This window comes from Ectothiorhodospira mobilis (assembly GCF_016584115.1).
In the GTDB taxonomy this organism is placed as follows: domain Bacteria; phylum Pseudomonadota; class Gammaproteobacteria; order Ectothiorhodospirales; family Ectothiorhodospiraceae; genus Ectothiorhodospira; species Ectothiorhodospira mobilis.
Genome location: NZ_NRSK01000001.1, coordinates 107159 through 125850, shown reverse-complemented (window position 1 = coordinate 125850; position 18692 = coordinate 107159). Strand labels below are relative to the sequence as shown.

Genomic DNA, 18692 nt, shown 5'->3' with positions numbered 1-18692 from the left:
CCCCCTTCCTGCATCACGGTATAATCGGCGGCCCGCACGATCCCACACGGCCCGACCGAACGCATGTCTGCAAACCATCCGACGCTCCCCTTTGCCGACCTCCCGCTGCCAGCCAGGGGAGAGACCGCCCATTGGGGGAATCTTGCCGGTTCCGCCCTGGACCTGGCGGCCAGTGCCGCCCTGAGGCGTCACGACGGATTCACCCTCCTGGTCACCCCCGACGTGCAGACGGCGGAACGCCTGGAGGCCAACCTGCACTTCTTCCTCGCCGGGGAAGACCTACCGGTGCTCTCCCTGCCGGACTGGGAGACCCTGCCCTACGACGTCTTCTCCCCCCACGAGGATATCGTCTCCCGGCGCCTGCAGACCCTGGCCCGACTCCCCGGGCTGCGCCGTGGCGCCCTGATCATCCCGGTGAACACCCTCCTGCAGCGCCTGCCCCCCCGTGCCTGGCTGCAATCCGAATGCCTCGACCTGAGCCGGGGCCAGCGCATCGACCGGGAGGCCCTGATCCGGGGGTTTGAGCAGGCGGGGTACCGCCACGTGAGCCAGGTGATGGAGCACGGGGAATACGCCGTGCGCGGGGCCCTGGTGGACGTGTTCCCCATGGGCAGCGAGGCGCCCTACCGCATCGACCTGATGGACGACGAGATCGAGACCCTGCGCACCTTCGATCCGGAGACCCAGCGGTCCCGGGAGACCATCGACCGGGTGCGTCTGCTGCCGGCCCATGAATTCCCCCTGAACGAGGCCGGCATCAAGACCTTCCGCCGCCGCTACCGCACCCTCATCGAGGGCGACCCCCAGGCCAGCGTCATCTACCGGGAGGTGAGCCAGGGCCACGCCCCGGCAGGGGTGGAATACTACCTGCCGCTGTTCTTCGAGGGCCTGGAGACCCTGTTCGACCACCTGCCGGCCCACACCCTGGTGCTGCGCCTGGGGGACGTGGACACCCCGGCCCGCACCTTCAGCGAGCAGGTGGCCCAGCGCTATGAGCAGCGGCGCCACGACCGGGAACGCCCCCTGCTGCCCCCGCAATCCCTCTTCCTGGAGGAGGAGGAACTGCTAGCCCGCCTGGAGACCTATCCCCGGGTGGATCTCTCCCCGGAGACCCTTGCACCACCCCGCGGCCCGTCAGACCGGGAGATGGATGCCCGCCCCCTGGAGGACCTGCGCATCCAGCCGCGCCAGTCCCGGCCGGCCGCCGCCCTCGAGGACTTCCTGACGCGGTTTCACGGGCGGGTCATCCTCCTGGCCGAATCCGCCGGCCGGCGTGAGGTGCTGCTGGATACCCTGCGAAATGCCGGGATCGTGCCCACCCCCGTGGCCGACTGGTCCGAAGCCCTGGCCACCGACGCCTCCCCCGTACTGCTCACCGGACCGCTGCAGGAGGGACTGTGCCTGCCCGGCGCGGGCCTTGCGGTGCTCACCGAATCCAACCTCTTCGGCGAACGCGCCCGGCAGGAGCGGCGCCGGCGTAAGCCCACGCGGGACGCCGATGCCGTGGTGCGCAACCTCACCGACCTGCACCCCGGGGCCCCGGTGGTGCACGAGGAGCACGGCGTGGGCCGTTATCTGGGGCTGCAGAAGATCGACGTGGGCGGACAGGACACGGAGTTCCTCACCCTGGAGTACGCCGGCGGCGACAAACTCTACGTCCCGGTGGCCTCGCTGCACCTGGTGAGCCGCTACACCGGTGCCGACCCGGAAAACGCCCCGCTGCACCGTCTGGGCTCGGAGGCCTGGTCCCGGGCCCGGCGCAAGGCGGCGGAGAAGGCCCGGGACGTGGCGGCGGAACTGCTGGACATCCACGCCCGCCGGGCCGCCCGCAAGGGCCACAGCTACCGCACCCAGGACGAGGAATACGCCGCCTTCGCCGCCACCTTCCCCTTCGAGGAGACCCCGGACCAGCAGAGTGCCATCGATGCGGTGCTGGCGGACATGGCCTCGGAACGCCCCATGGACCGGGTGGTCTGCGGGGACGTGGGCTTTGGCAAGACGGAGGTGGCCATGCGCGCCGCCTTCGTGGCGGTGCAGAACGGGCGCCAGGTGGCGGTGCTGGTGCCCACCACCCTGCTGGCCCAGCAGCACGACCAGAACTTCCGGGACCGCTTCGCGGACTGGCCCATCCGCATCGAATCCCTCTCCCGCTTCGGTTCCGGCAAGCAGCAGCAGGAGGTGCTCCGCAGCCTGGAAGGGGGACGCGTGGACATCGTCATCGGCACCCACAAGCTGCTGCAGGGGAACGTCCGCTTCAAGAACCTGGGGCTGGTGATCGTGGACGAGGAACAGCGCTTCGGGGTCCGTCACAAGGAGCGGCTCAAGGCCCTGCGCGCCGAGGTGGACATGCTCACCCTCACCGCCACCCCCATCCCGCGTACCCTGAACATGGCCCTGGCAGGCCTGCGCGACCTCTCCATCATCGCCACCCCCCCGGAGGAGCGGCTCACCATCAAGACCTTCGTCGGGCAGTGGAACGATACCCTGATCCAGGAGGCCTGCCTGCGGGAGATGCGCCGCGGTGGGCAGGTCTACTTCCTGCACAACGAGGTGCAGGACATCGAAAAGACCACGGAGCATCTCGCCCGGCTGGTGCCCTCGGCCCGCATCGGCATTGCCCACGGCCAGATGCGGGAGCGGGAGCTGGAACAGGTGATGCTGGACTTCTATCACCGGCGCTACCACATCCTGGTGTGCACCACCATCATCGAGACCGGCATCGACGTGCCCACGGCCAACACCATCCTCATCGACCGGGCCGACCGCATGGGACTGTCCCAGCTGCATCAGCTGCGCGGCCGCGTGGGGCGCAGCCATCACCGGGCCTATGCCTATCTCATCACCCCCCACCCCTCCGCCCTGACCAAGGACGCCAGCAAGCGCCTGGAGGCCATCGCCTCCCTGGAGGATCTGGGGGCCGGCTTCACCCTGGCCAGTCACGACCTGGAGATCCGTGGCGCCGGGGAACTGCTGGGGGATGAACAGAGCGGCCAGATCCAGGAGGTGGGCTTCTCCCTCTACAACGAACTGCTGGACCGGGCCGTCCGCGCCCTGCGGGAGGGCCGCATGCCGGAACTGGAGCCCGCCGGCGGCGAGACCACCGAGGTGGAGCTGGGTCTGCCCGCCCTGCTCCCGGATGACTACGTGCCGGACATCCACAACCGCCTGATCCTCTACAAGCGCCTCTCCGCCTGCAAGGACCAGGATCAGGTGCGGGAGATGGAGGTGGAGATGGTGGACCGTTTCGGCCTGCTGCCGGAACCGGCGAAGCACCTGGTGGAGGCCACGCGGCTGAAACTGCGCCTGCAGCCCTATGGGGTGCGCAAGCTGGAGATGGGCCCCCGGGGCGGGCGGCTGCAGTTCCTCCCCGAACCGCCGGTGGATCCGGCCAGCATCATCGAACTGGTGCAGTCGGATCCCCAGCGCTACCGCCTGGAGGGACAGGACCGGCTGCGTTTCGAGGAGGACACCCAGAGCCTGGATCAGCGGGTCCAGGCCGTGCTGCGCCTGCTGGATCGGCTGTCCCTGCGGGAAGAGACCCGGGCGGCCTGAGCCCCCAGGGGCTCAGCTGCGCCCGTAGGTGTCCTCGAAGCGGATGATATCGTCCTCCCCCAGATAGCTGCCCGACTGCACCTCGATCAACTCCAGGGGGATGCGGCCGGGATTCTCCAGACGATGGCTGATGCCCAGGGGGATGTAGGTGGATTCGTTCTCCGAAAGGATGAACTGCTCCTCCCCCCGGGTGATGCGCGCCGTCCCCCGCACCACGATCCAGTGTTCCGCCCGATGGTAATGCATCTGCAATGAGAGCTGCTGCCCGGGCTTGACGGTGATGCGCTTCACCTGGAAGCGGGAGGCGGCATCGATCTGCTCATAGGTCCCCCAGGGGCGGGCGACACAGCGGTGGTTCTCCGACTCCTCTCGGCCGTCGGCCCGCAGCCGGGCGACGATCTCCTTCACCTCCTGATGGCGGTCCTTGTGCATCACCAGCACGGCATCCTTCGTCTCCACCACCACCAGATCCTCCACCCCCACGGCAGCCACCAGGCGGGCGTCGGCATGCAGATAGCAGTTGCGCGTCCCTGTGAGCAGGACATCCCCCACCGCCACGTTGCCTTCCGGATCCCGTTCACCGGCGGACCACAGGGCGGTCCAGGAACCCACATCGCTCCAGTCCGCCTCCAGGGGCACCATGACGGCACGCCGCGTCGGCTCCATCACGGCATAGTCCACGGACTCGCTGCGGCAGGCCGCAAATGCCTCCGAGTCCAGGCGCAGGAAGTCCAGATCCCCCCGGGCTCCGGCCCAGGCCTGCTCACAGGCCTCCAGGATATCCGGTGCATGGACCTTGAGTTCCTCCAGAAAGGTGGAGGCCCGGAAGACGAACAGCCCGCTGTTCCAGTAGTAGTGCCCGCTGGCCACATAGGTGCGGGCCGTATCCAGGTCGGGTTTCTCCACGAATTCCCGTACCGGCGCCCCCCCCCCACCGGCACCGGCCTCCACCCGGATATAGCCGTAACCGGTATGGGGTTCCGTCGGTGGGACCCCAAAGGTCACCAGGGCCCCGGAACGGGCCGCTTCCACGGCCATGGCCACCGAACGGCGAAAGGCCTCCACATCCTGGATCAGATGGTCCGCCGGCATCACCAGCAGCACCGGATCCTCCCCTGAGGCGCGGGCGCAAAGAGCCGCCGCCGCCACCGCCGGGGCCGTATTGCGTCCCACCGGCTCCAGCAGGATGCCACCGGGCCGGATGTCCATCTGACGCAGCTGTTCCGCCACCAGGAAACGATGGGCCTCGTTACAGATCATCAGGGGCGGTGCGGTTCCGGCGGGCAGGCGGGCCAGCGTTGCCTGCAGCAGGGTTTCCCCTGTGCCCGTCAGGGGCAGAAACTGCTTCGGATACAGCTGCCGGGACATGGGCCACAGGCGGGTCCCGGCCCCACCGGACAGGATCACGGGAATCAGGTTCATATCGTCTCCTTGCATGGGATTCACGGGATCCATGGCCTCCGGGCTATCCATCCGTCTGCAATGGCAATGAGGAGGGGCCCTGCCCCTCTGCCGGAGGACATGGGAGATGGCGGCACCGCTCCCCTTTCCCGGATCATATCCCCCCGGGAACCGGCCCGCACCCCGTTGGCGGAATCTTCGGAGGCACAAACGACAAGGGGACCCCGAAGGGTCCCCTTGCGATGCTTCCTTTCCGGGGTCAGGACAAGCCCGGCCCCTTCCTGAGACGCCGATGGATCAGGCGTCGGCGGCGTCCTGGGCCACGTCGGCCTTGGCCTCGGTGGTGGCTGCCTCATCCTGCGCGGGCGTCCAGCCTTCCCGACGCTCCACCCGGTTCAGCTCCGGATAATCGTTGAGCATCGGAGCGCCATCCAGGGGCAACTGCAGACCATTGTGGCAGGTGGCGCAGTTGGCCTTGGGGGCATCCCCAGCGGCGACACCCAGACGGTTGCTCGGATACACCGGCTGCAGCGGGTTCAGGTAGTCCACGTTGAGCATGCGCACCAACTCGATCCCGTGCCAGGCGGTGACACGCTGCACCGGGCTGGTCCCCCAGTCCGGGAAGTTGTTGGTGTTATGACACGTGGTGCAGGTGGCACCCAGGGCTTTGGAGAAGTGGATCATCAGACCGTATCCCCACTCCGCATCCATCAGGTTGTCCGGATCCTCGGGTCCGGGCAGCGAGGTGCGCGGGGTGACCCGGAGGTTCTTCGGATCCTCCTGCAGGAAGGCGGAGAAGACATCATTGGGCAGGGAGGTGGAGGCGACGTTATCCCCCGCCAGGTTCTGCCCCATGCGCTGAGCCGAGAACCCGCTGGCCTGCTTCATGCCCGGATCCTCGTACCAGATATTCTCCGGCACAGGGTTGCCCATATGGCAGGTATAGCAGGTGACGCCGGTCTGCCCCACGTGGGCATCCCACTCGGTGTTGATGGTCTTGGTCATCTCCAGCATGTTCCGGGAGACGATCTTCGTGTAGATGTTCTCATCCGCGAAGTTCCCCGGAACGTGGCAATAGTTACAACCCTCTTCCGGCGCCACCCAGGCAGTGATGGCGTTCATCAGACGGTTGAACTCGCCGATGCTGAGATCGCCCAGCACCTCCACGTTCTCGTAGATATCCCCGGCCTTGGGACCACTGGAAGATGCCGGCCCTTCCACCGGAGGGATCTCCATATCGGCCCGTTTGCGGGCCTCCAGGTGGCGCTTGGTCACCTGTTCCAGGCCCAGGCCTCGATAGCCCTTCTGGTCCGTTTCAACCCCGACTGGCAGTTCACAGCCAGTCACCATGATCGCGGCGCCCGTGAGTGCCGCCGCTGTAAACACTTTGCGCTTCATCGTTTTCATTGCGACATCCCTTACTTGACCGGATCTTCAACACCCGGATGGACATCCGGATACGACGGGGCGACGCCATGGTCGATCGCCCACAGGTACCAGTTGTCCACGACCGTACCGGTGAGCAGGATGCCGATGCCGCCAGTGACCGGCACGAGCACGGCGAACCACCAGGCCCAGCGGTGGATGGATTCCATGGTGGCGTTGAAGCCCATGGTCCAGCGCCAGAACAGGGCGGCACGGTCGGAGGCGGTGCCCCGGTCCGTGATCTGCTCGATCTCGCGCTCACCACCGTAGCGGCCCACCGCCAGCACCGTCGCACCGTGCATGGCAAACAGCAGGGCCGAACCATACAGGAAGGCGATGGACAGCATGTGGAACGGGTTGTAGTACAGGTTGCCGTACTTCAGGGAGAACGCCGTGGTCCAGTCCAGATGCGGGAAGATGCCGAACGGCACCGCCTCGGACCAGTCCCCCATCAGCACCGGGCGGAAGAAGCCCAGGCAGAGGAACAGGAAGATGGCGGAGGCGAACGCCCAGGCCACGTGAGTGCCCAGTTCCAGGGCCCGCGCCCGGCGGTACATGCGTACCCACCACAGCAACAGGGAGGTCGTCAGGAAGAACCCGGCCATGAGCCACCAGCCGCCTTCCTGCAGGGGAGGAATCCCCAGACCGTACTCCGGCTGCGGCGGCTCCAGTCCCAGCCAGAAGAGCTGGCGGATGAACTGGATGACGTCGTAGTTCACCTGTGCAAGGAAGTTGAAACCAATGATCAGGATTGCGGTCAGACCAAAGACGATGGACAGCAATCCCGTCCAGCCTAGATAGATGGGTCCAAGCTGAGCGCTACCGATCTTGCCAAACCAGTAGACCAGCGTCGGTTTGCCGATGCGTTCACGATTTCCGCGCTCGATCGGCACGCCGGCTTCAGGCTCTGCCTGAACCTGCACCCGATTGAATATATTCTGATATTCGGCCATTGTGGGTCCCCTTTCATTAAGCCCAGATCGGAAGGTCAAGCCACCAGTTCCACCATTCCGGCCAACTGCGGGTCCAGAAGGGGCCGCTGATGATGATGCAGACCGCGCTCCAGAAGGCCGCGTTCAGCGCCAGGAAGAGGCCCAGACGGTGGATGCCGAGGGCACCGATGGAGTAGCCGATGGTGTCGCGGAAGAAGGTGTCTTCGTATTCGGGGGTCTTGACCGCCTGTCCCTTCTTCGGGTTGGTCACCGACAGGATCAGGCCGCCGTGCAGGGACAGCGCCAGGGCCGTGGTGAAGAAGAAGGTGATGGCCAGCATGTGGGCCGGGTTGTAGTGGAAGTGCAGGAACTGGTAACCGACATTGGACACCCAGTCCAGGTGACTCATGATGCCGTACGGGAATCCGTGGCCCCAGGCGCCCAGCAGGATCGGACGGAAGACCACCAGGGTGACATAGGCGAATACGGCGACGCCAAAGGCGATCGGCACGTGATAGCCCATGCCCAGTTTGTTGCAGATCTCCACCTGGCGCAGCCCCCAGGACACGAAGGCGCCGATGGCACACATGGTGATGAACTGCCACAGCCCGCCCTCATCCAGTGGCGCAAGGCCCAGGCCATAGCTCAGATCGGGGGGATTGATGCTGATCTGCCAGATGTTCCAGGTCGGGCCCATCGCCGCGCCCCAGACGATCAGGAGCGTCCCCAACAACGCGAAGACGGCCGTTAAAACCCCGAAAAATCCGACGTAGAAGGGGCCGACCCAGAAGTCGAATAGATCACCCCCGATCAACGTCCCCCCGCGTACGCGGTACCTCTTCTCAAAGCTCAGCATGGACATTCCTAGAACCTCCGGTCAGAAAGGCTTCGGCCGGAGATTCCGGCCGTCGCCCTATACTCTCAACACGCCAACCAGCGCGCTGCTCAAGGTGCCGGGCGGGGCCGGCATATGCACCTTTCCCCGCCCGATACCCTTGGCTGCAGACGCTGTTACGACAGTGTTGACGTGCCCGCCTGAGCCTCCACGGCGGTCGTGTCGACCGCGGCGGTGTGCATCCAGTTGAAGCGTTCGGTGCTCAGCAGGATGAAGTGGATCAGCAGCGCCAGCACGGCGAGGAAGGTGAACAGGGCAACCAGCGCTCTGCGCGGATCGAACAGCAGCCAAATGCGCCACATATTGATATCTCCTACATTGAGATGAAACAGCTTATACTTCTTCGCTTAGGTACGGCTTGAGACTTGCTTCGCCCGTTGGGCAGAAGGTCTTACCAAGCCACACCCCAGGGACGCCACATCCAGGCCAGGACGTGAGCCACAGCGGCCACGGCCAGGAAGCCCATCATGCTGGTCATGAAGACGCCGTGGAATTCCATGGCCTCTTCTTCGTTGAGCCCAGAGAGCGAACCTTTCGTTTCGTCAACCATTTACTTACCCTCCAATTGAGCCTTGTTGGCAAATACCGCGTTGACTCAACGCGATCACGATCGCCGCGGCCTGTCTTGCACCGCGACAAAATCAACGATCACGGCATCCGCAACCGGAGTTGCGCTCCCGCGACCGATTCCTGATCCCCCGGACCGGGGAATCCCGTCCCGTGGAGCGGACCCGGTCACGGGCCCACCCCAACCAGGGGACGAAAACAGGTCATTCCATCGGAGCATCATGCCGGCGCCCCCTCGCCGTTGCGCGCCTGGTGCACGCGCTCCGCGGTCACCCGCTCCTCTCCCGCCTTGCGGGCAGCCGCCTCGATGCCGTCCCGCAGTCGTTTGGCGGCGGAGATGCGCGTCACCATGGGGTAGCGCTCCACCATCTCGTCCAGGGCCCGCTTGGCCTCATCGTCCCAGGGCAGTTCGTGATGGGAGCGGGTGGGTGTCGCATCCACCCGGTCCAGATCCGTCCCCAGGGGCAGGATGTGGAACAGGGCATCGAACAGGGCGTTGCACACCTCCTGCACCAGATAGGTGGCCCCGGCGTAGCCCATGAAGGGGGTCCCGGTATGCCGCCGCACGATGGCCCCCGGGAAGGAGACCGGGATGTATGCGGCGCGCCCCCCGGTTTCGGACAGGTACATGCGTTCGTTGTAGCTGCCAAAGAGCACCAGCGGGGTCCTCTCGTGCACTGCCTGGCGCACCGCTTGGTTGTCCGGCTTCTTGCCTGCGCTGCGGGCGAAGGCGAAGTTGCAGGGCATGCCCATCTCGTCCTCGAGGAAATGGCGAATGCCTCGGGCGTAGGTCTCGGTGGCGCTGATGCCGAAACTGGCCGTGCCGAAGAAGTCCTGGGTCACCGACCGCCACAGGTCCCATAGGGGCTTGATGGTGGTGTGCTTCTCCTGCTCGATGAAGGGTTCCGGATCCAGGTCCAGCAGTTCCCCCAGCTTTCTCAGGAAACGGGTGGTGCTGTGCAGGCCGATGGGGGCCTGCAGATAGGGCCGCTCCAGGGTTTCGCACAGCATGCGCCCGAATTCCCGGTACATGCAGATATTCACTTCCGCCTCCGCCAGGCGCGGCACCTCGGCCAGATGGCTGCCCAGGGGGAACACCATGTTCACCTCGGCGCCGATCCCTTCCACCAGGCGACGCACCTCCGCCAGATCCGACGGCATGTTGAAGATGCCGTAGCTGGGGCCGATGAGGTTCACCTTGGGGCGCTCTCCCGCCTTGCGGGGCTTCACTTCAGGGACCGTGCGGCTGCCGTACTGGGTCCAGAGCCAGTTCAGCGCCCGGTCTGCGGATTCCCACTGATCCTCGTCGATGGTGCGGGGCAGGAAACGCTGGATGTTGGTGCCCTCGGGGGTCACCCCGCCGCCGATCATCTCGGCGATGGAGCCGGTCACCACCACGGCAGGCAGTTCCGGATCCAGGGTGTCGTGGGCCCGCTTCATGGCCTGCTCGGTACCGCTCTGACCCAGCTCCTCCTCACCCAGACCGGTGACGACGATGGGCAATTCATGGGGCGGCAGGGCGTCGGTATAGTGCAGCACCGAAGTCACAGGCAGGTTTTCGCAGCCCACGGGCCCATCGATGATCACCTGCAGGCCCTTGACGGCGGTGAATACATAGACCGCGCCCCAATAGCCCCCTGCCCTGTCCAGATCCTGGATCAGCATCAGGATGCACCCCCCTGACGCTTCATACGGCGGCGCATCTTCTCCCGGAATTCCGGATGTTCCTCGGGCATGCCCTCCCAGATGCCGGCGCTGGTACCGGAGCCCACCGAGCCGAAGAAGGCCTTCATGCGGTCGAAACGCTCCCGGTTCCCCATCGCCGTGTTGATCACCTGGGCCAGGGAGCCGGCCCCCGCCGGTCCCATGAGGGGACGGGCAGAGATGAGATTGGTGAAGTACAGGGCCGGGATGCCCCGTTCCTTGGCGGCCTGGACCACCGGCGTGGTGCCGACCACCAGATCAGGCCCGAATTCCGCCATGGCCTCCAGGTCCTGCTCCAGGGTTCCCCGATACTGCACCCGAACCCCCCGGGCCTCCAGCCATTCCCGATCCGTTTCAGACCAGGGGGTCCGGGGGCAGGCAGTCCCCACATACGGCACTTCGGCCCCGCTCTCGATGAGCAGGCGCGCCACCAGGAGTTCGGAGCCCTCGTATCCGGACAGGGTGATGCGCCCCTTCACCGGGGCGTCGGCCAATGCCTGACGGATGGCGGGCAGGAAACGGTCCTTGGCGGCTCCCACGGCATCCGCCTGGATACCGCAGGCCTCGCCGATAGCCTCCAGCCAGGCGGCAGTGCCGTCATAGCCCACGGGGGCGGAGCCCACCACCTCGCGCCCGGCCTCGTTGAGCTCGCCAATGGAATCGGTATAGAAGGGATGGATCGCGGCGCCCACGGCGCAGTCCAGCGCGGCATAGAGTTCGCGCCACTCCCGGGTGGGTACCACCGGACCGGTGTCCAGTCCCAGGGGATCCAGCAGGGCCCCCAGGGTGACCGGATCCGCGGGGAACATCTCCCCGAGGAAGGTCACCGTGGGCCGGGCCTTGCGCCCTTCCCGCGGGGCCTGCACCGGGCCCTGCTCGGCCTCGCTCCGGGCATAGCGCAGCATGGCACCGGCAAGGATGTCCTTGGCCTCGGCATGGGTGCCCACCCCGAAACCGGGGACATCAATGCCGATGATGCGTACCCCATTGATCTGCTTGGGCAGCAGCCGCAACGGGACCCCGGAGGCGGTGGGCACACAGAGATTGATGACCACCACCACGTCGTTGATTTCGGGATCCGCCAACTGTGCCACGGCGTCGCGGATATCCTCGAACAGTTTGCCGGTGACCAGGGTCTCGGAGTCGAAGGGCACGTAGTTCACCGTGCGCCGGGCCCCGTAGAAATGGGAGGTGAAACTCAGGCCATAGACGCAGCAGGCGGAACCGCTCAGCACCGTGGCAGTGCGGCGCATGCGCAGCCCCACCCGCAGGGATCCGAAGGCGGGGCACATGGTCTGGGGCTGGTCATGGGGCCCCTTGGGGGTATCCTTGTCGCGGCGGTGCAGCACCGCCTCGCCGCTGGCAACAGCCGCCTGGCGGCGCACCTCGGACCGCTCCCCCTCACAGCGGAAGACAGGTGCCTCGGGGGAACCCTGGGATTTTTCCGCGGTCTTTTGAGTCATGGGATCGTGGTCGCGGCCGGATGCAACGGATGCGTCAAAAGCGTTGCCCGCCCCCCCCATGGCGGCGTCCAGGACACCCTCAGTGTCTCCCGGGTGTCCGCGATATCCTTCAGACATCGTCATAGATCACCTCAAGGGACGGTTTCTTGACCACCGTGCCGCCGCGCATATCCTCCGGCGTCGCCGGCTCCAGCACCACATCCCGGCCCACGGCCTCGCTCTTGAACAGACCCAGGAGCTCGTCCTGGGTGAGCGGGTTGGGCTGTTGCGGCGGGGCCTCGGCCACCTGGGTGGACAATTCCTGGAAGAGCGGCCCCCATTCCCCGTCGGGATGGGCCACGATCTGGTAATTGGCGCTCTTGCGCCGGATGTCGTCATTGGCCGGGATGGAGGCCAGCACCGGGATCCGCGCTGCCTCGGCATAGGCCTGGGCCTCACCGGTGCCGTCATCCTTGTTGATGACGATGCCGGCCACGCCCACATGTCCCCCCAGCTTGCGGAAATACTCCACCGCCGAGCAGACGTTGTTCACCACGTAGAGGGACTGCAGGTCGTTGGACCCCACCACGATCACCTTGTGGCACAGGTCCCGGGCGATGGGCAGACCGAAGCCGCCGCAGACCACATCCCCCAGGAAATCCAGCAGGACATAGTCGAAACCCCACTCGTGGAATCCCAGCTTCTCCAGGATCTCGAAGCCGTGGATGATGCCGCGGCCACCACAGCCGCGCCCCACCTCGGGGCCACCCAGTTCCATGGCGAAGACACCGTCCCGCTTGAAGCAGACATCCCCGATCTCCAGGGTTTCGCCTGCCTCTTTCTTCCTGGCAGCGGTGTCGATGATGGTGGGGCAGGCCCGGCCACCGAACAGCAGGGAGGTGGTGTCGCTCTTGGGATCGCAGCCGATGAGCAGCACACGCTTGCCCTGCCGGGCCAGCATGTAGGAAAGGTTGGAGAGCGTGAAACTCTTCCCGATGCCGCCCTTACCGTAGATGGCAATGATCTGGGTCTGATTGGCAGCAGGGGTTTGCACGCTGGTTTCACCTTTGGGCTGTTGACCGTCGCGGCCACTCCCTTCACGGAGCCGGTCGCGCAGGCCTGGCATGGATACCGGGGACTGGCCGATGGCGCCTTTCACTGCCCACTCCTCCAGTCCAGAATCATCTTCAGGCACCGTGGCTCACCGAAGGCCGTCTGGTAGGCCTGCTGAGCCTCACTTACAGGATGGCGGTGCGTGATCAGTCCGTGCAAGGATACGCGACCTGACCCGATCAGGTTGTTGATCTCCGTCAGATCACCGGGCTGCCATTCCGCCGCGCAACGCAGGCGCGCCTCGCGCATGAAGGCCGGGGGGAAGGCAAAACTCAACGGCTGGCTGTAGAAACCGGCCAGCACCAGCTCGCCGCCACGGCCGAGGCGGGCGATGAGGGTGTCCAGCAGGCCGGCATCGCCACTGACGTCGATGATCCGTCCGTAGTCCTGGCGCGTGTCCTGATCGGGATGCACCACCTGGTACCCTTCATTCCCTTCCCGGCGGGCCTCGTTCACCTCCCAGACCACGGGGCTCCCCCCGGTGGCCACGGCGATACGGGCCAGGAGGCGGCCAAGCACACCATGGCCGATGATGAGTTCGGGCAGGAGGTGATCCTGGGGCGGCTGCCCCTGGAAGATGGCGTGATAGGCGGTGGCGGCCAGGGCCAGGAGGACGCCCTCCTCTTCCAGACCCTCCGGCAGCGGCACCACCTTGGCGCCGGGGACCACCACACGGGAGGCGGCCCCGCCGAAGAGTCCCCGCACCTCACCGTAACAGGCGGCGCCGGGCACGAAGACCCTTTCCCCTTCCCGGCGGCCGGAATCCGGTCCGGCGGCGGCGATCCGCCCGACGGACTCGTAGCCGGGCACCAGGGGATACCCCATGCCGGGGAAATCGGGCATGCGGCCGGTCCACAGGAGGCGTTCCGTGCCGGTGCTGATGCCGCTCCAGAGGATGTCCACCACCACGTCGGCATCACCCGGAGCGGTCAGTTCCAGCTCGCTGACGACCAGTTGCTCGGGCTTTTCGATGACGACGGCGGTCGCTTTCATGGCGTTCGGACCCGGGGCGGGTTACCCCTGCGAAATATGCGTGTAAGTCTAGCGTGACCCTAAAGGTTGTCAACCCAAACTCACACCCGCCCCGGGTCACGGTTCGGCCAACATGACCCGCGTCAATAAAGGATTCCGCGTGGACAAAAGACGCACCCGGGAGAACCCCGCCCGCCGCAGCAGGGCCTCCAGTTCCTCGGGGGTACGGGGGCGGCCACGCCCCATGGCAAAGAGATAGACGCCGAAATAGGCATCCCCCATGGGCTCGGCCCCGGGGGTCCCGGCCATGGGTTCGGCCAGAAGCAATGCCCCGCCGGGTTCCAGGGCCTGGCGGGCGGCCTGCAGCAGTCCGAGGATGTCGGCGTCGTCGTGGTCATGGACCACGCGCACCAGGGAGATCAGGTCGGCCCCCGGAGGCAGCGGATCCCGGAAGAAGTCCCCGCTGCAGACCTCCGCGCGCTCCTCCAGACCTGCAGACGCCAGGCGGCGGCGGCCCTGTTCCGCCACGGCAGGGAGATCATAGAGCCTCAGCCGGATCTCCGGCACCCGCGCCCCCACGGCGGTGAGGAAGGTGGCGTTCCCCCCTCCCAGATCCATGAGGCGGCGGTAGCCCCGGGGGGTGAAGGCATCCAGGATCTCCTCCGCCACCAACTGCTGGGAAACGGCCATCAACTCGGTATAGGGGGTGACGTGCGCCCCTTCCAGTTCCGCCGGCGGCCGATCCCCGGCGTAGGCCCAATAGGCCCCCAGACGGGTCTCTCCGGCCTCACCCCGGAACAGGGCCAGCGGATCGCGCAGGTCGTCATAGAGCATGGCGTGGTGTGCCACCATGGCGGGGATGCCGGGATGGGCCATCATCGCCGCCCCGTGCACCCCCAGGCCGTAGCGGCCACGGCCGAAGGGCTCCAGCAGCCCCAGGGCACAGGCGGCCTTGATGAGGACGAGTGCATTCTCCTCAGGCATCTCCATCCAGGCCGCCAGCTGTGCCGGGGTCTGCGGACCTTCGCGGTGCACATGGCCCAGGACATCCAGACGCACACAGGTGTACAGGATCTGGGAGTAGACAAATCCGGAAACCAGGTCGAACAGGGCCCGGGACCGCTGCCTGGCGACAGGCCGCGTCAGGGGGAAGGCGGCCGCCCAGCGCTGGAAACGCCGGCTGGAGAGGATGCGGTTGCGCAGATGGAGCAGGCCGCCCCGCCAGGGGGCCGTAAACGGCACCCCCGCGACCAGCCGTCTGCCGGGACGAGGCATGATGGGATGGGGATCAGGCGGCCTGCTGGGCCAGTTCCTTGGGCAGGAAGCGAGCGGCCTGCTTCAACAACAGGACCCGCAGTTCCTCCTCCCCGGGGCAGGCGGGAATGGAGGCCATGGCCTCCTCCAGGAGCCGTTTGAGCCGTTCGGTGGCCCCCTTCACGCCCAGCTGGCGCACGGCATTGGGACGGTCCAGGGCCTCGTCCTGACCCACCGGCTTGCCCAGTTCCTCGGGATTGGACACGGCATCGCGCAGGTCATCGGCCACCTGGAAGGCCTCCCCCAGCTTCTCCCCCAGGGCACGCCAGGGGGCGGGTTCATACCCCGCAGCCGCGGCACCCGCCATGGTGGCGGCGGCGAACAGGGCGCCGGTCTTGGCCCGCTGGTATTCGGCCAGATCCACCCGGGGTTCGCATTCCCAGGCCTGGCCGGCGATGATCCCGGAGGGTACGCTCACCCCCTGCCCCACCGTGGTGAGCAGGGATGCCAGGCGTTCGGGCGCCTGCATCGCCCCCCGGGCCAGGGCCTCCATGGCCACGACGATGAGGGCGTCTCCGGCAAGTACCGCCAGACGCTCCCCGTAGGCAGCATGTACGGAGGGCTTGCCCCGGCGCAGGTCGGCACCATCAAAACAGGGCAGATCGTCATGCACCAGGGAGGCGCAGTGCATCAGCTCGATGGCAGCGGCGGCGGCATCCGTCACCTCGGGGGCATCATCCCCACAGGCCTGGGCCACCGCCAGCACCAGCTGGGGGCGGATACGGGCGCCACCGGGGAAGACTGCGTAGCGAATCGACTCGAGCAGCAGGGGCGGGCCGGCGGGGGATTCACCATGTGCCAGCGCCCGTTCCAGTGCCTGCTCGATTCGCGTCGTGGCTTCCATGGTTTACCTAAGCCCCCTGTGTCAGGTTTACTTGTCAGTATTGGATGCTGTCCAGCATAGACACAACCCCCGGCCGAGTCAAAGGCCGCCCAGGAGACAGGGAACGCTGTGAATACACCCAGAATCGTGATCATCGGCGCCGGTATCGGCGGCCTTTCCGCGGCCCTGGAGTTGGCCCACCGGGGCCTGGACGTGACCGTGGTGGAAAAGGCCCAAGCCCCCGGGGGCAAGATCCGGGAGGTGGAGGCCGACGGGACACCCATGGATGCCGGACCCACCGTCTTCACCATGCGCTGGGTCTTCGACGAGTTGCTGGAGGCCGTGGGGGAATCCCTGGAGAGCCATCTGACCCTCCAGCCCATGGGACTCCTGGCACGCCACGCCTGGGGGCCGGAGGAACGCCTGGACCTGCACGCCGATCCGGGGCACTCCGCCCGGGCCATTGCCGACTTTGCCGGAACCGCCGAGGCCGCCCGTTTCCAGGACTTCTGCCAACGGGCGCGGCGCACCTACCACACCCTCAAGGACACCTTCATCCGCGCCCCGCGGCCCAGTCCCGCCACCCTGGTGGGCCGGGCCGGCATACGCGGGCTGGGGGACCTGATCCGCATCTCGCCCTACGACACCCTGTGGCGGGCCCTGGGGAATCACTTCCACGATCCCCGCCTGCGCCAGCTCTTCGCGCGCTATTCCACCTACTGCGGTTCCTCCCCCTTTCAGGCCCCGGCCACCCTCATGCTCATCGCCCATGTGGAGCAGGAGGGGGTATGGATGGTGGAGGGGGGCATGGCCCGCATCCCCGGGGCCCTGGCGAACCTTGCCGCCCGCCGCGGGGCACGGTTTTGCCACGGCCATGCCGTGACCGAGATCCTGGTGCAGGGGGGCCGGGCCCGGGGGGTGCGCCTGGCGGACGGCGAGGAGATCCGGGCCGATGCCGTGCTCAGCAACGCCGACGTGGCGGCCCTGCAGCAGGGACATCTGGGGACTGCGGTCCGCCAGGCCGTGGCCCACGACCGGGGACGGCAGCGTTCCCTGTCCGCCGTCACCTGGAACCTGCGTGCGCCGGTGGGTGGCTTTCCCCTGCTGCGCCATAATGTATTCTTCTGCCGGGATTACCACGCCGAGTTCGAGGATGTGTTCGGCCGCGGTCGTCTCCCGGCCGAACCCACGGTCTACGTCTGCGCCCAGGACCGGGGCGACCGGGACAGCGACGGGATCTCTCCGCAGGAGGACCGTCTGCTCTGCCTGGTGAACGCCCCCCCCCTGGGTGACCGACCCGCCCCCAGCCCCGAGGAGATCGCACGATGCGAGGAGACCAGCTTCCGCCTGCTGCAACGCTGTGGACTGCAACTGGAGCGCCCGGGGACAGGGGCGGTGGTGACCGCCCCGCCCCAGTTCGAGCAGCTGTTTCCGGGGACGGGGGGCGGCCTCTACGGCCAGGCGATGCATGGATGGCGGGCATCGTTCAATCGTCCCGGGACGCGCAGTCGGATCCCGGGGCTGTACCTGGTGGGGGGCAGCGTGCACCCGGGGGCGGGGGTGCCGATGGCGACCCTCTCGGGGCGGCTTGCCGCGTCGGCCCTGCTGTCGGACCTGACTTCTCGGAAGCGGTAGCCCCCGGTGGGTACCTCTGGTGGTATGTGGATGCCCTCAGCGACGACGGCCGGCGGGGGCTCACCCTCATCGCCTTCGTGGGCAGCGTCTTCTCCCCCTATTACGCCCGTGCGCGGCGGCGCGGATCGGCGGATCCGGAACAGCACTGCGCGGTGAACCTGGCCCTGTACGGCGAGGGCGGCAAGCGCTGGGCCATGACGGAACGGGGCCGGGGTGACCTGGCACGGGGAGACGGATACCTGACCATCGGTCCCAGCCGCATCCAGTGGGATGGTGAACACCTGGTGATGCAGGTGCGCGAGGTCACCGCCCCCCTGCCCTCACGCCTTGAAGGCACCATCACCCTCACCCCGGACTTCCTCACGGGCTATCACTTCGATCTGGATGGGGGCAGCCGCCACCATTGGCGACCGCTGGCCCCGTCGGGGCGTATCCGCGTCGAAATGAATCATCCAGCCATGCGCTGGGAGGGGCATGCCTACCTGGACAGCAACCGGGGGGAAGAACCCCTGGAGGCGGGATTTTGCTACTGGGACTGGTCCCGGGCCCCCATGGGGGACGGAGGCACGGTGGTACTCTACGAGGCGCGGACCCGCGAGGAGGAGCACCGCCTGTTGAGCCTGCGCTTTGACGACCGGGGCCGGGCCGAAGCGATGACACCGCCGCCGCACCAGACCCTGCCCACGGCCACCGTATGGCGGGCCCCACGGGGTACCCGGGCGGACGCCGGCAGTGCCCGGATCCGTCAGACCCTGGAGGACACCCCCTTCTACGCCCGCTCCCTGGTGGACATGGGCATCCACGGGGAACAGGTCACCGCCTTCCACGAGAGCCTGTCCCTGGACCGGTTTATCTCCCCGGTGGTGCAGTGGATGCTGCCCTTTCGCATGCCCCGGCGGGCCCGGGGCTAGGAGGGC

The 18692-nt window shown here is 67.0% G+C and carries 15 protein-coding genes; 3 read left to right on the top strand and 12 right to left on the bottom strand.

Annotated elements, in window-relative coordinates:
* Positions 1-63 precede the first annotated feature (63 nt).
* Entirely contained in the window at positions 64-3552 is a 3489-nt protein-coding gene (gene mfd / locus CKO33_RS00615; RefSeq protein WP_200178226.1) for a transcription-repair coupling factor, read from the top strand.
* Positions 3553-3564: 12 nt separating this feature from the next.
* Here the strand turns inward: mfd and CKO33_RS00610 are convergent, their stop codons facing one another.
* The 12 genes from CKO33_RS00610 to CKO33_RS00555 form a co-directional block, all read right to left on the bottom strand.
* The gene (locus tag CKO33_RS00610; protein ID WP_200178224.1) at positions 3565-4974 is read right to left on the bottom strand and encodes a mannose-1-phosphate guanylyltransferase/mannose-6-phosphate isomerase; all 1410 of its coding nucleotides are present in this window, start codon (positions 4972-4974) and stop codon (positions 3565-3567) included.
* A 276-nt stretch (positions 4975-5250) separates the two neighbouring features.
* The gene (gene pufC, locus CKO33_RS00605) at positions 5251-6303 is read right to left on the bottom strand and encodes a photosynthetic reaction center cytochrome PufC (RefSeq protein ID WP_200178222.1); all 1053 of its coding nucleotides are present in this window, start codon (positions 6301-6303) and stop codon (positions 5251-5253) included.
* Between the two features lie 68 nt (positions 6304-6371).
* Positions 6372-7331, bottom strand: coding sequence for a photosynthetic reaction center subunit M (gene pufM, locus CKO33_RS00600; protein WP_200178220.1), 960 nt, complete (start codon positions 7329-7331; stop codon positions 6372-6374).
* Positions 7332-7347: 16 nt separating this feature from the next.
* Positions 7348-8172 carry a photosynthetic reaction center subunit L gene (gene pufL / locus CKO33_RS00595; RefSeq protein ID WP_200178213.1) on the bottom strand — a complete coding sequence of 275 codons (825 nt, stop codon included), beginning with the start codon at positions 8170-8172 and terminating at the stop codon, positions 7348-7350.
* 149 nt (positions 8173-8321) lie between these two features.
* A complete protein-coding gene (pufA, locus tag CKO33_RS00590) occupies positions 8322-8507 on the bottom strand; it encodes a light-harvesting antenna LH1, alpha subunit (RefSeq protein ID WP_200178211.1) in 186 nt (61 codons plus the stop codon).
* 89 nt (positions 8508-8596) lie between these two features.
* Complete coding sequence (gene pufB / locus CKO33_RS00585) at positions 8597-8755, bottom strand: light-harvesting antenna LH1, beta subunit (protein ID WP_025281025.1); 159 nt, start codon at positions 8753-8755, stop codon at positions 8597-8599.
* 236 nt (positions 8756-8991) lie between these two features.
* Entirely contained in the window at positions 8992-10437 is a 1446-nt protein-coding gene (gene bchZ, locus CKO33_RS00580; RefSeq protein ID WP_200178209.1) for a chlorophyllide a reductase subunit Z, read from the bottom strand.
* Positions 10437-11939 (bottom strand): chlorophyllide a reductase subunit Y, encoded by a 1503-nt coding sequence (bchY, locus tag CKO33_RS00575; RefSeq protein WP_200178207.1) that lies wholly within the window; start codon positions 11937-11939, stop codon positions 10437-10439. Before bchY ends, bchZ begins: the two co-directional genes overlap by 1 nt.
* Positions 11940-12048: 109 nt before the next feature.
* Positions 12049-12972: a chlorophyllide a reductase iron protein subunit X gene (locus CKO33_RS00570; RefSeq protein WP_338081711.1), complete on the bottom strand. Its 924-nt coding sequence runs from the start codon at positions 12970-12972 to the stop codon at positions 12049-12051.
* A gap of 101 nt (positions 12973-13073) precedes the next feature.
* Entirely contained in the window at positions 13074-14024 is a 951-nt protein-coding gene (gene bchC, locus CKO33_RS00565; RefSeq protein ID WP_200178205.1) for a chlorophyll synthesis pathway protein BchC, read from the bottom strand.
* 96 nt (positions 14025-14120) lie between these two features.
* Positions 14121-15245 carry a methyltransferase gene (locus CKO33_RS00560; protein WP_338081710.1) on the bottom strand — a complete coding sequence of 375 codons (1125 nt, stop codon included), beginning with the start codon at positions 15243-15245 and terminating at the stop codon, positions 14121-14123.
* Positions 15246-15291: 46 nt separating this feature from the next.
* A complete protein-coding gene (locus CKO33_RS00555) occupies positions 15292-16161 on the bottom strand; it encodes a polyprenyl synthetase family protein (protein ID WP_200178203.1) in 870 nt (289 codons plus the stop codon).
* Positions 16162-16269: 108 nt separating this feature from the next.
* Here CKO33_RS00555 and crtD point away from each other — a divergent pair, with 108 nt between their 5' ends.
* Together crtD and CKO33_RS00545 are read left to right on the top strand one after the other, a co-directional pair.
* Entirely contained in the window at positions 16270-17775 is a 1506-nt protein-coding gene (gene crtD / locus CKO33_RS00550; RefSeq protein ID WP_200178202.1) for a 1-hydroxycarotenoid 3,4-desaturase CrtD, read from the top strand.
* Positions 17776-17801: 26 nt separating this feature from the next.
* Positions 17802-18686, top strand: coding sequence for a carotenoid 1,2-hydratase family protein (locus CKO33_RS00545; protein ID WP_200178201.1), 885 nt, complete (start codon positions 17802-17804; stop codon positions 18684-18686).
* Positions 18687-18692: the final 6 nt, after the last annotated feature.

What these genes read in the sequence shown, in the direction of transcription:
- pufA (WP_200178211.1), bottom strand. Translation starts at nt 8,507, where the DNA reads ATGTGGCGCATTTGGCTGCTGTTCGATCCGCGCAGAGCGCTGGTTGCC.
- bchC (WP_200178205.1), bottom strand. Translation starts at nt 14,024, where the DNA reads ATGAAAGCGACCGCCGTCGTCATCGAAAAGCCCGAGCAACTGGTCGTC.
- pufC (WP_200178222.1), bottom strand. Translation starts at nt 6,303, where the DNA reads ATGGTGACTGGCTGTGAACTGCCAGTCGGGGTTGAAACGGACCAGAAG.
- pufB (WP_025281025.1), bottom strand. Translation starts at nt 8,755, where the DNA reads ATGGTTGACGAAACGAAAGGTTCGCTCTCTGGGCTCAACGAAGAAGAG.
- bchZ (WP_200178209.1), bottom strand. Translation starts at nt 10,437, where the DNA reads ATGCTGATCCAGGATCTGGACAGGGCAGGGGGCTATTGGGGCGCGGTC.
- bchY (WP_200178207.1), bottom strand. Translation starts at nt 11,939, where the DNA reads ATGACTCAAAAGACCGCGGAAAAATCCCAGGGTTCCCCCGAGGCACCT.
- CKO33_RS00555 (WP_200178203.1), bottom strand. Translation starts at nt 16,161, where the DNA reads ATGGAAGCCACGACGCGAATCGAGCAGGCACTGGAACGGGCGCTGGCA.
- CKO33_RS00610 (WP_200178224.1), bottom strand. Translation starts at nt 4,974, where the DNA reads ATGAACCTGATTCCCGTGATCCTGTCCGGTGGGGCCGGGACCCGCCTG.
- pufM (WP_200178220.1), bottom strand. Translation starts at nt 7,331, where the DNA reads ATGGCCGAATATCAGAATATATTCAATCGGGTGCAGGTTCAGGCAGAG.
- mfd (WP_200178226.1), top strand. Translation starts at nt 64, where the DNA reads ATGTCTGCAAACCATCCGACGCTCCCCTTTGCCGACCTCCCGCTGCCA.
- pufL (WP_200178213.1), bottom strand. Translation starts at nt 8,172, where the DNA reads ATGTCCATGCTGAGCTTTGAGAAGAGGTACCGCGTACGCGGGGGGACG.